This is a genomic window from Micromonospora sp. NPDC049662 (assembly GCF_040675055.1).
Lineage (GTDB): Bacteria > Actinomycetota > Actinomycetes > Mycobacteriales > Micromonosporaceae > Micromonospora.
This window is the reverse complement of the sequence record NZ_JBFAOC010000003.1, coordinates 1-12,058: the sequence shown is the minus strand read 5'-3', so window position 1 is coordinate 12,058 and position 12,058 is coordinate 1. Positions and strand designations below refer to the sequence as shown.

12 protein-coding genes and 1 pseudogene are annotated in these 12,058 nt (G+C 72.5%); 3 read left to right on the top strand and 10 right to left on the bottom strand.

The annotated features are described in order from the left end of the window. Nucleotides 1–296: 296 nt before the first annotated feature. Nucleotides 297–641, bottom strand: coding sequence for an Lsr2 family protein (locus AB0J36_RS03180; RefSeq protein ID WP_355051005.1), 345 nt, complete (start codon nucleotides 639–641; stop codon nucleotides 297–299). A 112-nt stretch (nucleotides 642–753) separates the two neighbouring features. Next, nucleotides 754–2,262 (bottom strand): lysine--tRNA ligase, encoded by a 1,509-nt coding sequence (gene lysS / locus AB0J36_RS03175; protein WP_357128648.1) that lies wholly within the window; start codon nucleotides 2,260–2,262, stop codon nucleotides 754–756. A gap of 87 nt (nucleotides 2,263–2,349) precedes the next feature. Between lysS and AB0J36_RS03170 the strand changes: the two genes are divergently transcribed. After that, nucleotides 2,350–3,090, top strand: coding sequence for a class I SAM-dependent methyltransferase (locus AB0J36_RS03170; protein ID WP_357128645.1), 741 nt, complete (start codon nucleotides 2,350–2,352; stop codon nucleotides 3,088–3,090). A gap of 4 nt (nucleotides 3,091–3,094) precedes the next feature. Here AB0J36_RS03170 and AB0J36_RS03165 read toward each other — a convergent pair whose 3' ends face one another. The 8 genes from AB0J36_RS03165 to AB0J36_RS03130 all read right to left on the bottom strand — a co-directional run bounded on the left by AB0J36_RS03165 (nucleotide 3,095) and on the right by AB0J36_RS03130 (nucleotide 10,570). Beyond that, entirely contained in the window at nucleotides 3,095–3,853 is a 759-nt protein-coding gene (locus tag AB0J36_RS03165) for a type III pantothenate kinase (protein ID WP_357128642.1), read from the bottom strand. A 17-nt stretch (nucleotides 3,854–3,870) separates the two neighbouring features. Next, nucleotides 3,871–4,767, bottom strand: coding sequence for a carboxylating nicotinate-nucleotide diphosphorylase (gene nadC, locus AB0J36_RS03160; RefSeq protein WP_357128639.1), 897 nt, complete (start codon nucleotides 4,765–4,767; stop codon nucleotides 3,871–3,873). Further along, complete coding sequence (locus tag AB0J36_RS03155; RefSeq protein WP_357128636.1) at nucleotides 4,764–6,458, bottom strand: L-aspartate oxidase; 1,695 nt, start codon at nucleotides 6,456–6,458, stop codon at nucleotides 4,764–4,766. The genes nadC and AB0J36_RS03155 overlap by 4 nt, the downstream gene beginning before the upstream one ends. 94 nt (nucleotides 6,459–6,552) lie before the next feature. Next, nucleotides 6,553–7,449: a septum formation family protein gene (locus AB0J36_RS03150; RefSeq protein ID WP_357128633.1), complete on the bottom strand. Its 897-nt coding sequence runs from the start codon at nucleotides 7,447–7,449 to the stop codon at nucleotides 6,553–6,555. Between the two features lie 96 nt (nucleotides 7,450–7,545). Continuing rightward, entirely contained in the window at nucleotides 7,546–7,974 is a 429-nt protein-coding gene (gene panD / locus AB0J36_RS03145) for an aspartate 1-decarboxylase (RefSeq protein ID WP_357172582.1), read from the bottom strand. A gap of 44 nt (nucleotides 7,975–8,018) precedes the next feature. Then, the gene (gene panC, locus AB0J36_RS03140) at nucleotides 8,019–8,867 is read right to left on the bottom strand and encodes a pantoate--beta-alanine ligase (RefSeq protein WP_357172585.1); all 849 of its coding nucleotides are present in this window, start codon (nucleotides 8,865–8,867) and stop codon (nucleotides 8,019–8,021) included. Beyond that, nucleotides 8,864–9,838 (bottom strand): Rossmann-like and DUF2520 domain-containing protein, encoded by a 975-nt coding sequence (locus tag AB0J36_RS03135; protein WP_357128625.1) that lies wholly within the window; start codon nucleotides 9,836–9,838, stop codon nucleotides 8,864–8,866. Before AB0J36_RS03135 ends, panC begins: the two co-directional genes overlap by 4 nt. Nucleotides 9,839–9,967: 129 nt before the next feature. Further along, nucleotides 9,968–10,570, bottom strand: coding sequence for a TetR family transcriptional regulator (locus AB0J36_RS03130; RefSeq protein WP_363660074.1), 603 nt, complete (start codon nucleotides 10,568–10,570; stop codon nucleotides 9,968–9,970). Nucleotides 10,571–10,689: 119 nt separating this feature from the next. On the opposite strand from AB0J36_RS03130, the gene AB0J36_RS03125 reads away from it, so the two are divergent. Both AB0J36_RS03125 and AB0J36_RS03120 read left to right on the top strand, forming a co-directional pair. Further along, entirely contained in the window at nucleotides 10,690–11,601 is a 912-nt protein-coding gene (locus tag AB0J36_RS03125) for an SDR family oxidoreductase (protein ID WP_363660073.1), read from the top strand. A gap of 94 nt (nucleotides 11,602–11,695) precedes the next feature. Continuing rightward, a pseudogene (locus AB0J36_RS03120) lies at nucleotides 11,696–12,058 on the top strand (hypothetical protein); the annotation flags it as partial.

Sequence of the window (12,058 nt, the reverse complement as noted above, 5' to 3'; positions counted from 1 at the left end):
TACGCGTAGAGCGAAATCCGGTGGGCCACGGAGAAGCCCTCCGCCGCCTCCGGAGCGGCCCAGAGAGGCCCGGAGAGGCCCAGCGGGGCGTCTCGGCGGTCATCCACAGGTTGTGGAAAACTTCTCCACCGCCTGTGGACAACGTCGCCCGGTCCGCCCGACATTCCCGCCCGCGACCCGACCACCGCACGCGGCCCCGACGGGGTGGAAAGACGGCGACGCCGGCCCGGAGGAAGCTCCGGCCCGGCGTCGGTGTCGCCCCGCGGTGGCCGCCGCCACCGCTGCGCTGAACGAGATCAGCGCTTGGCGTGGAACTCGTCGACGATCTCCTGCGGAATACGACCGCGGTCCGAGATGTCCTTGCCGGCCTTCTTGGCCCAGTCCCGGATCGCCTTGTTCTGCTCCCGGTCGGCGGTGGCGCCACCGCGACCGCGGGCGGCCCGCCCACCGATCACCACGCCACCCCGACCAACCTTGGTGCCGGCACCCACGTACGGCGCGAATACGTCGCGCAATTTCGCGGCGTTGGCGCCGGACAGGTCGATCTCGTACTGAACGCCGTCGAGCGCGAACTTGACGGTCTCGTCCGCGTCCCCGCCGTCCAGGTCATCGACCAGCTTGTGAATGATCTGCTTGGCCACGTCCCACATTCCTTTCGAGCAGGGCGCTCCTGCTAATGAGAGCACAATAACCCCCGTGCTGCTCGCCCCGTCAATAGGATGCCGTTACGACTCGCTGGGAGTCGGCGGACGACTACTCCGGGCGGACCAACGGGAAGAGGATCGTTTCCCGAATTCCGAGGCCGGTCAGGGCCATCAACAGGCGGTCGATTCCCATTCCCATACCCCCGGCGGGCGGCATTCCGTACTCCATGGCCCGGAGAAAGTCCTCGTCGAGACGCATCGCCTCGTCGTCGCCCCGGGCCGCGAGCTGCGCCTGGGCGACCAGCCGTTCCCGCTGCACCACGGGGTCGACCAGCTCGGAGTACCCGGTGCCCAGCTCGAAACCGAGGACGTAGAGGTCCCACTTCTCGGCCAACCCCGGCTCGCTGCGGTGCGCCCGGGTGAGCGGGCTGGTCTCCTCCGGGTAGTCGCGTACGAAGGTGGGCGCCTGCAGGCCGGGGACGACCAGTTCCTCGAACAACTCCTCGGCCAGCTTGCCTGGGCCCCACTTCGGGTCCACGGCCAATCCCACCTTGTCCGCGTACTCGACCAGCCGAGCGTGTTCGGTACGGACCGTGACCTCCTCGCCGAGCGCCTCGGAAAGGACCCCGAACAGCGACACCGATCGCCACTCGCCGCCCAGGTCGAACTCCCGCCCGTCGGCGTGGGTCACCACCGTCGAGCCGCTCACCGCGATCGCCGCCTGTTGCACGAGATTGCGGGTCAACTCGCCGATCGTGTCGTAGTCCCCGTACGCCTGGTAGGTCTCCAGCATCGCGAACTCCGGCGAGTGCGAAGAGTCGACACCCTCATTACGGAAGTTGCGGTTGATCTCGAAGACGCGATCCACGCCACCGACGACGGCGCGCTTCAAAAACAGTTCCGGCGCGATTCGCAGATACAGATCGGTGCTCAACGCATTGCTGTGGGTCACGAACGGTCGGGCCGCCGCACCACCATGCAGGAGTTGCAGCATCGGAGTTTCCACCTCGATGAAACCCTGACCGTGCAGTGAATCGCGCAGGCTGCGTACCGCCGCCGCGCGGGTACGGACCATCTGCCGGGCCTGCGGGCGGACGATCAGGTCCACGTAGCGCTGCCGGACCCGCGCCTCCTCGGAGAGCGGCTTGTGCGCCACCGGCAACGGCCGCAGCGCCTTGGCGGTCATCTCCCAGCGCTGCGCCAGCACCGACAGCTCGCCCCGGCGGCTGGTGATCACCTCGCCGGTCACGCCGACGTGGTCACCCAGGTCGACGAGGCGCTTCCAGGCCTCCAGCCGCTCCGCGCCGACCCGGTCGAGGGAGAGCATCGCCTGCAACTCCGTGCCGTCGCCGTCCCGCAGGGTCGCGAAGCAGAGCTTCCCCGTGTTGCGTACGAAGATCACCCGGCCGGTGACCGAGACCTCGTCGCCGGTGGCGGTGTCGGTGGGCAGCTCGGCGTAGCGGGTACGGATCTCGGCCAGCGTGGTGGTCCGCGGGAAACCGACCGGGTAGGGCTCGACGCCCTCGGCGAGCATCCGGTCCCGCTTCTCCCGGCGGACCTTCATCTGCTCGGGAAGGTCGTCGGCGGGGTCCACTGGCACGGCGTTCTGCTCGCTCACGGCACGCTTCCTCGTCACGGGAGATACAGGGGGTCAGGCCCGAGCGTACTCAAGCGCTCCGGGGGCCGTTACCGGATACTGCCCGTCATGGTCGATCCCACTCACGCCCTCTCCTTCGGTGCCGCGGCGAGCGATTACGACCGGTTCCGACCCACCTATCCCGCCGCGGCGCTCCGGTGGGCCCTCGACGGCCTGGGCGAGGGCGGGCAGGTTGTCGACCTGGGGGCCGGCACCGGCATCCTGACGCGCGCCGTGCAGGCTCTGGGCTTCCACGTCGTACCCGTGGAGCCTGATCCGGGGATGCGGACGCAACTCGCGGTCTCCACGCCGGGCACGACGGCGCTGGCGGGCAGCGCGGAGGCCGTGCCGCTGCCCGACGGCGTGGCGGACGCGGTGCTGGTGGGGACGGCGTACCACTGGTTCGACCGGGAGCCCGCGCACGCCGAGATCGCCCGGGTGCTGCGCCCCGGCGGCCTCTTCGCCCCCATCTGGAACATCCGGGACGACAGCGTCGAATGGGTGGCGGAGCTGGGCAGGATCGCCCACCTCGACGACAAGTCGGCCGAGCTGGTCCAGCACAACACCGACTTCGGAAACGGGTTCACGGCCGTCGAGGCGCGCGAGTTCGGGCACCGCACGGTCCTCACCCCGGACGAGGTGCTGGGCATGATCCGCACCCGTTCGTACTGGCTCACCGCCTCGGCCGACGATCAGCGGCGGGTCGCGCGCGAGCTGGCCGACCTGCTGGACAGCCACCCCGCCCTGGCCGGCCGGGAAACCGTCGAGCTGCCGTACCGGACGTTGGTGCTGCGCGCCCGACGCCGCTGACCGGTCAGAGGTTGCGCTCGTAGACCATCCGCAGGCCGATCAGCGTGATCATCGGCTCGTGGTGGGTGAGGCTGCGACATTCGTTCATCACCAGGGAGGCGAGGCCGCCGGTGGCGATCACCGCCCGCACCTCGCCCAACTCCTCGGTCATCCGCTCGACGATCCGGTCCACCTGCCCGGCGAAGCCGAAGTACAGGCCGGACTGGAGGCACTCCACGGTGTTCTTGCCGATCACCGAGCGGGGCTTGGTGGCCTCGACCTTGCGGAGCTGGGCAGCACGGGCGGCCAGCGCGTCGAAGGAGATCTCGATGCCCGGGGCGAACGCCCCGCCCAGAAACTCGCCCCGGCCGCTGATCACGTCGAAGTTGGTGGTGGTGCCGAAGTCCACAACGATCGACGGCCCGCCGTAGAGGGTGAACGCCGCAAGCGTGTTCACCACCCGGTCGGCGCCCACCTCCTTCGGGTTGTCGATCGCCAACTGCACCCCGGTCCGCACGCCCGGCTCGACGATCACGCTCGGCAGGTCGGCGTAGTAGCGGCCCAGCATGGTCCGCAGCGAGCGCAGCGCCGCCGGCACCGTGGAGCAGGCGGCCACGCCGGTGATCTCGACGTTGTCCCCGGCGAGCAGGCCCCGGAACATCAGGCCCAGCTCGTCCGCCGTCGAGCGGGCATCGGTCTTGATCCGCCAGGAGTGCACCAGCTTGTCGCCGTCGAAGGTCGCCAGCACGGTGTTGGTGTTTCCGATGTCGATGCAGAGCAGCACTGTCGCAGCCTAGACAACTACTCGGTGCGCAGGTCCATCGCGATGTCCAGGATCGGCGACGAGTGGGTCAACGCGCCCACCGAGAGGAAGTCGACACCGGTGGCCGCGTAGCGGGCCGCCACCTCCAGGGTCAGCCCGCCGGTGGCCTCCAGCTCCGCCCGGTCGCCCACCGCGGCCACCGCCTCGGCCAGCAACTCCGGAGTCATGTTGTCGCAGAGCAGGAAGTCGGCCCCCGCCTCCACCGCCTCCACGGCCTCGGCGACGGTGGTCACCTCGACCTGCACCGGCACCTCCGGGAACGACTCCCGGACCCGCCGGTACGCCGCCGTGATGCCGCCGGCCGCCAGCTTGTGGTTGTCCTTGATCATGGCCACGTCGTAGAGGCCCATCCGCTTGTTGGTGCCGCCGCCGGCCCGCACCGCGTACTTCTCCAGCGCCCGTAGGCCCGGCGTCGTCTTGCGGGTGTCCAGCACCATCGCCTTCGTGCCGGCCAGCGCGTCCGCCCAGGCCCGGGTGTGGGTGGCCACCCCGGACATCCGGCAGAGCAGGTTCAGCGCCGTCCGCTCGGCCGTCAGCAGCAACCGGGTCGGGCCGGCCACCGTCGCCAGCACGTCGCCGCGGGCCACCCGCTCGCCGTCGCGGGCCGACATCGACACCTCGACGGTACGACCGAAGCCCGTCACCTCGCCCACCAGCTCGAACACGGCGGCGGCCACCGCCAGCCCGGCCACCACACCGTCGGCGCGGGCCACCAGGTCGGCGGTGTCGGTCTGCTCGGCCGGGATGGTCGCCACGCTGGTCACGTCCAGGAAATCGGGCCCCAGATCCTCGACCAGTGCGGTCTCGACCACCCGACGTACCTGGTCCGGGTCCAGTCCGGCCGTCCGCAACGCCACCCGAGTCGACTCGATCATGAATTTTCCTCCCACTGCTGCGTCACCGCGCCCTGCGCCCCGACCGACCCGACGAGGTGGCCCCGCCACCGCTCGTCGGCCGTCGGGAAGTCCTCCCGCCAGTGGCACCCTCGCGTCTCGGCGCGCGCGTACGCCGCCGTGACGAGCGTCGACGCCACCGTGAGCAGGTTCGTCGCCTCCCAGTCGGCGGTCCGGGGTCGACCCCGCGCCGCGCCCAGCTCCGTGAGCGTCGCAGCCGTCCCGGCCAGTGTCGCGGCCGAGCGCAGCACCCCGGCGCCACGCGTCATCGCCCGCTGCAGGGTCGGCGTCGCCTCGGCCGGCACCACCCAGCCCGCACCCCCGCGCCACGCGCCGACGTCCGCCGGCTGGGCCTGCTCGGGCAGGCCGGCCGCGATGTCGTCGGCGATCCGCCGGGAGAACACCAGCCCCTCCAGCAGCGAGTTGCTGGCCAACCGGTTCGCGCCGTGCACGCCCGTGCAGGCGACCTCGCCGCAGGCGTACAGACCGGGGATCGACGTGCGGCCCCGCAGGTCGGTGCGGACCCCGCCGGAGGCGTAGTGGGCGGCCGGAGCGACCGGAATGAGGTCGGCGGCCGGGTCCACGCCGATCGCCAGGCAGGACGCCACGATGGTCGGGAAGCGCGCGGCCAGGAAGTCGCCGCCCAGGTGCCGGGCGTCGAGGAAGACGTGGTCCGCGCCGCTGGCCAGCAGCACCCGGTGGATGCCCTTGGCCACCACGTCCCGGGGGGCCAGCTCGGCCAGCTCGTGCTGGCCCACCATGAACCGCTTGCCGTCGCCGTCCACCAGGTACGCGCCCTCGCCGCGCAGCGCCTCGCTGACGAGCGGCTGCTGCGCGTGCCCGGCGCCGGGCACCCCGCCGCCGGAGGGGGTGATCAGCGCGGTCGGATGGAACTGCACGAACTCGACGTCGGTCACCGCCGCGCCGGCCCGCAGCGCCAGCGCCACCCCGTCGCCCGTGGAGACCGCCGGGTTGGTGGTGGCCGCGAAGACCTGCCCCATCCCGCCGGTGGCCAGCACCACCGCCCGGGCCAGCAACGCGCCCACGCCGTCCTCGCTGCCCTCACCGAGCACGTGCAGGGTGATCCCGCAGGCCGGGCCGAGGCCGTCCGGGCCGTCACCGGGCGCGCGCAGCAGATCCAGCACGAGGGCGTGCTCGACCAGCCGGATCCACGGGTCGCGTTGCACCGCGGCGTGCAGGGCCCGCTGCACCTCCGCGCCCGTCGCGTCGCCGCCCGCGTGCACGATCCGGTCCGCCCGGTGCCCACCCTCGCGGGTCAACATCAGCGAGCCGTCCGGATGGCGGTCGAACTCGGCGCCGATCCGCATCAGCTCCCGCAGCCGGGTCGGCCCCTCCTCGACGAGGACCCGGACGGCCGCCGGGTCGCAGAGCCCCACACCGGCGATCTCGGTGTCCCGCGCGTGCGCCGCCGGCGTGTCCGCCGGGTCGAGCACCGCCGCGATGCCGCCCTGCGCCCACCGGGTCGAGCCGTCATCGATGTTGACCTTGGTGACGACGGTGACGTGCAGGCCCGCCTCCCGCAGGTGCAGCGCGGCGGTCAGCCCCGCCACCCCGGACCCGACCACGATCACGTCGGTGGTCTCCACCCAGCCGGGCTCGGGCGCGGCCAGCAGTCTGGGCAGGGCCGGCAGGTCGACGGTCGGAAGGTCCATCCCACCAGTCAACCCGAACGATCCTCGCCCGGGGCGGCGGGGGCTCAACGAGTGGTTTGGGCAACCCCGTCCGATCGGGACCGCGCCGAGCCGCTCACTTCGTCCGCACCGGCAGGCCGGCCGGACCCGCGCCCTTCAACGACGCGGTGACCGTACGGTCGCTCAACCACAGGTAACAGCGGACCCCCCGGTCACCGACACGCCAGCGCCCCGCGCCGGGCGGGCGCACCACGACCCCGCTGCGGAACCGCAGGTCGGAGTCGTCCGGCACACCCACGTAGCGGCCGAGCACGCTGCGACAGCCGTCGTAGAGGGGCGCCCAGTCGGCGTTCTTGGCCGGGTACGGCTTGTCCGGCGCGCGCCACACCCCGACGAACTCGGCGTCGTGCCGGCCGGCGCACTCCACCGGGACCAGCGTCTGCACACCGCGTCCCGCCCCGGCGCGGGTCTGCTGACAGCCCAACCGCAGCCCGCTGGCCCCCTTCAACGCGTTCCGCAGGCTGCCCGAGCGAACCACCACCGTGGCCGCCGTCTCGACCGTGGTCAACTCGGTGAGGTCGCACCGGTACCAGCGGGCGCCGGCCGTCCAACCCGGCCCGGAGGGCAGCGCCACCGACAGCCGCAGTCGCCCGGCCCGCCAGTCGTCGCCCACGTACGCAGAGGCCCGGGTGTCGCACTCGGCGAACGCGCCGCGCAACTCCACCGAGCCGGTGGCCGGCGCGGCGGGCCGTTCGGTGGGGAACGCCCCCACGTGCACGGTCTCCACCCGGTGCGGGCCGGCGCAGTCGATCGGCTGGTACGCGGCCAGCGTGACCACCTCGACGAAGTCGGCGGCCTGGCACACCCCGGCGGCCGGCGTGAAGGCCGTGGCGGGCGGCAACGCGGCCCAGTCGTCGGTCAGGTCGCCGTCGAGCCCACCGGAGGTGGCACAGCCCACCAGCAACACTGCCGTGACGGCAGTGGCGAACAGGGTCGTCATGGCACGGCGCATCGCGGCCTCCCCCAGCCACCTACCGGCTTCCGCCAGCGTGCCCAGGGTAACCGGAAATGACCTTCCGGTGACAGACCGGAATCTCCGCGCGCGAGATCAGACTCCGGACAGCGCGAGCGGGTTGGGTACCGGGTCACCGGCCGTGCCCGGCGCTGCCGTCGCCGGATCGGTGCCCAGCTCGACCACCCGGTTGTCGGCGTCCACGTGCACCACCCGCGGCCGGTACGACCGGGCCTCGGCGTCGTCCATCTGCGCGTACGAGATCAGGATGACCAGGTCACCGGGGTGTACGAGGTGCGCGGCAGCACCGTTGATGCCGATCACGCCGCTGCCCCGCGCACCCGGGATGACGTACGTCTCCAGTCGGGCGCCGTTAGTGATGTCCACGATCGCGACCTGCTCGCCGGGAAGCAGGTCGGCGGCGTCGAGCAGGTCCTCGTCCACCGTCACCGAACCGACGTAGTGCAGGTCGGCCTGGGTCACCGTGGCGCGGTGGATCTTCGACTTGAGCATGGTCCGCAGCATCGGACTGGCCTTTCGCAAAGGTGGTGGTGGGGGTACGGACGAGGTCAGGGACGAGGAGCGAGACGGATCGCCGCGTTGTCGATCAACCGGGTGGTGCCCACCCAGGCGGCGATCACCAGGCGGGCCGGCCCGGACACCGGCCCGGGCTCCAGCTCGGGATCGGTGAGCACCAGGTAGTCGAGCTGGGCCCCGGGCGTACCGGCGCCGAACGCGGCGTGCGCGGCGGTCAGCACCTCGCCCGCGTCCAGGCCGTCGTCGGCGGCCCGGGCCCCCGCCCGCAGCGCGGCGGACAGGCTCAGCGCCGCCGCGCGCTCGGGCTCGCTCAGGTAGCGGTTGCGGCTGGACAGCGCCAACCCGTCCGGCTCCCGGACCGTCGGTACGCCGATCACCTCGACCGGGACGTCCAGGTCCCGGGTCATCCGCCGGACCAGGGTGAGCTGCTGGTAGTCCTTCTCGCCGAAGAACGCCAGGTGGGGGCGCGTGAGCTGGAGCAGCTTCAGGACCACCGTGAGGACACCGTGGAAGAAGCCGGGACGGCTCGCGCCCTCCAACTCGGCGCCGAGCTGCCCCGGGTCCAGCCGTACCCGAGGCTGACCGTCCGGATACATGTCGGCCACCGACGGAGCGAAGACCAGGTCGGCGCCGGCCCGCCGGCACACCTCCAGGTCGGCGTCGAGGGTGCGCGGATAGCGGTCGAAGTCCTCGTTCGGCCCGAACTGCAACGGGTTCACGAAGATCGTCACCAGGACGTGGTCGGCCTGTTCCCGGGCCGCGCGCAGCAGCGTCTCGTGCCCCTCGTGCAGGGCACCCATGGTCATCACCACGCCGACGGTGCCCTTCAGGGCGCCCCGGGCCTCGTTCAGCTCGGCACGGGTATGCACCACCTGCGTCATGCCGCCACCTCCCGATCCGTCCCGGCGAGCACCCCGAGCAGCGACTGCGCGTCCACCGGTCGTAGCCGGCCGGCGGCGATCGCCCGGTCGGCCGTACGCCGGGCCAGCGCCAGGTAGGCGGGGACCGACTCCGGCGCGGTGGCGGTCAGCCGGGCCAGGTGCCGCTCGACCGTGCCCGCGTCGCCCCGGGAGACCGGACCGGTCAGCGCGTCGTCGCCGAGGCGTAGCGCGTTCTCCAGAGCGGCCCGCAGCAGCGGAGCGAGCACCTTCTCCGGACGGGCCACCCCGGCGTCACGCAGCCGGTCGGTCGCCTCGTTCACCAGGGTCACCAGGTGGTTCGCACCGTGCGCGAGCGCGGCGTGGTACAGCGGGCGGTCCGCCTCGGCCACCCACTCGGGGACACCGCCCAGGTCGGTGACGAGCCGGGCGGCCAGCGGGCGCAGGTCGGCCGGGGCCGTGACCCCGTACGAGATTCCGTCGAGGCGGGCCAGGTCGTCCGGCGTACCGGTGAAGGTCATGGCGGGGTGCAGGGCCAGCGGCCGGACGCCGAGCGCGGCGGCCGGCGCCAGCACGGCCAGACCGTGCGCGCCGGAGGTGTGCGCGACCACCTGACCCGGGCGCAGGGCGCCACGCTGGGCGAGATCGGCGACCACCTCGGCCAGCGCGTCGTCCGGCACGGCGATCAGCAGCAGGTCGGCGGCGACGCGGGCGACGGAGGTGACCGGGCGGCGGGGCACGTCGGGCAGCAGCAGCGCGAGGCGGGCGCGACTGGCCCCGGATTCACCGGCGACGGCGGCCACGTGATGCCCGGCGGCGGCGAGCGCCGCGCCCAGCACGGCCCCGACGCGGCCCGCGCCGACGACACCGACGGTGAGTGGGCGGGAGGTGGCGCGGGCGCCGGTGTCGGCGCGATCCCACGACCCGGCAGGCCCGTGGGGGGCGGCCGGACGCGGGCGCAACGGTGCGCTCATGACGACGATCCAGTCCTCGAGAAGGGGTACCGGTCGATCGCAAGTATGCGCCCGGCTCGCCGAACCGGGACAAGCATGTGTGAAAACCTTCACCACCCCGGCACGGCGGGCAGATCGTGGGCAGTTCCGTTAGCGGCTAACGGAACTGCCCACGATCTGTTGAACCGAGCCCGAGGGTGACGTGATCGCACGCAGTTCGGCGGCCACCTCGGCGATCAGGTCGCTGAGCGAGGCGTCGCTGCCGGGCGCGATCCAGCGGGCGTACGCGACCCGGAAGACCGTGGCACCCGACACGGTGGCCAGGGTGGCCGTGGTCTCGGCGAAGCCCTTGGCGCGGAGGGCGGCGGTGACCGCGGCAACCAGCGAATCCGTCTTGCGCAGTTCGCGCTCCCGGAGCTCCGGACTGCTCTCGATGATGGCCTGTCGGGCCCGGACGAGTTCCAGGCGGTCGGCGAAGACCTCCTCGGCCACCCGACCGAAGGCCGCCACCACCGCGTCGAAGGGGCCGGCGTCCAGCTCTGCCACCGCCTTGACCAGCACCTCTTCCAGGTGCCGGCTGCCGCTGAACAGGGCTTCGCGTTTGTCGCCGAAGAGTCGGTAGAAGGTGCGCTTGTCGAGACCGGCCCGCTCGGCGATGTCGGCGACGGTGGTCTGGTCGAAGCCGCGCTCCCGGAACAGCTCGAAGGCGGCCGCCTCCAGGCGGCCACGGGCGTCGGGTTGCCAGCGAGCCATGCCCCGATGGTATCCGATGTCACATTGCGACATTGCTGCGCTTGGCGATGTCGCACGATGACATCAGGCGCGGTACGGTGATGTCGCAATGTGACATCGGCACTCACGAAGGACCCACCATGCGCGTATTCGTCACCGGCGCCTCCGGCCACCTCGGCTCGGCGGTCGTACCGGAACTGCTCTCCGCCGGGCACCACGTCGTCGGCCTGGCCCGCTCGGACACCTCCGCCGCCGCCATCGAGAAGCTCGGCGGCGAGGCCCGCCGGGGCGACCTGTCCGACCTCGACGTGCTCCGCGACGAGGCGGCCGCCTCCGACGGAGTGATCCACCTGGCGTTCCGCCACGACCTCATGCTCAACGGCGACCTCGCCGGCGCGGCCTCGGTCGACCTGGACGCCCTCACCGCACTCGCCGACAGCCTGGCCGACTCCGGCAAGCCCCTGGTCGGCACGAGTGGCACCGCCATGCTGGTGATGGGCGGCATCGTCGGTCGCCCCGGCACCGAGCGGGACACCTTCCCGGGCGGCGGCTACCGGATCGACGCGGAGAACTTCGTGGTCGGCCTCGCCTCCCGTGGAGTGCGCTCCTGCGTCGTCCGCCTCGCGCCCACGGTGCACAGCTCACTCGACCGGTACGGCTTCATCGCCGCCATCACCGCGAGCGCCCGGCAGCACGGGTACGCCGCGTACGTCGGCGACGGGGCCAACCGGTGGCCGGCCGTGCACACGCTGGACGCGGCCGTGTTGTACCGACTCGCCCTGGAGAAGGCGCCGGCCGGCGCACGCCTGCACGGCACCGCCGATGAAGGAGTCTCCTTCCGGCAGCTCGCCGAGACGATCGGCCGCAACCTCGACATCCCGGTCCGGAGCATCGACGCCGACGAGGCGGGCGAGTACTTCGGCTTCCTGGAGCGATTCGCGCAGATGGACAACCCGACCTCGTCCACCGTCACCCGCGACCTGCTGGGCTGGACCCCGACCCACCCCGGGCTGATCGCCGACCTCGACGAGGGGCACTACTTCCGGGCGTGAACCCGCACGGCCGCGCGACGGGGATCGCAAGCCGGCACCGGACCGGTGGCCGTAGGGTCGGCACGGTGACGCCCTCCGCACTCCGCACTCGCTGATGCCGATCCCGTGGCGGGACGCGATGAGCCAGGCCCTCTACGGGCCGGACGGCTTCTTCGTGGCCGGCACCGGACCGGCCGACCACTTCCGGACCAGCGTGCACGCCTCCCCCGCCTTCGCCACCGCGCTGCTGCGCCTCCTCGCGCAGGTCGACTCCGCCCTCGGCCATCCACCACGGCTGGACGTGGTCGACGTCGGGGCTGGGCGCGGGGAGCTGCTGCTAGCCCTGCGCCGCCTTGTCGCGTCCGAAGACGCCACCGGGGCTTCCGGGGAGCCCGCCCACTCCGCCGGGGGCGCGGTCGGGGTTTCCGGGGAGCCCGCCCACTCCGGGCGGTCAGGCTTGATCCCTGCGTGGGCGGGC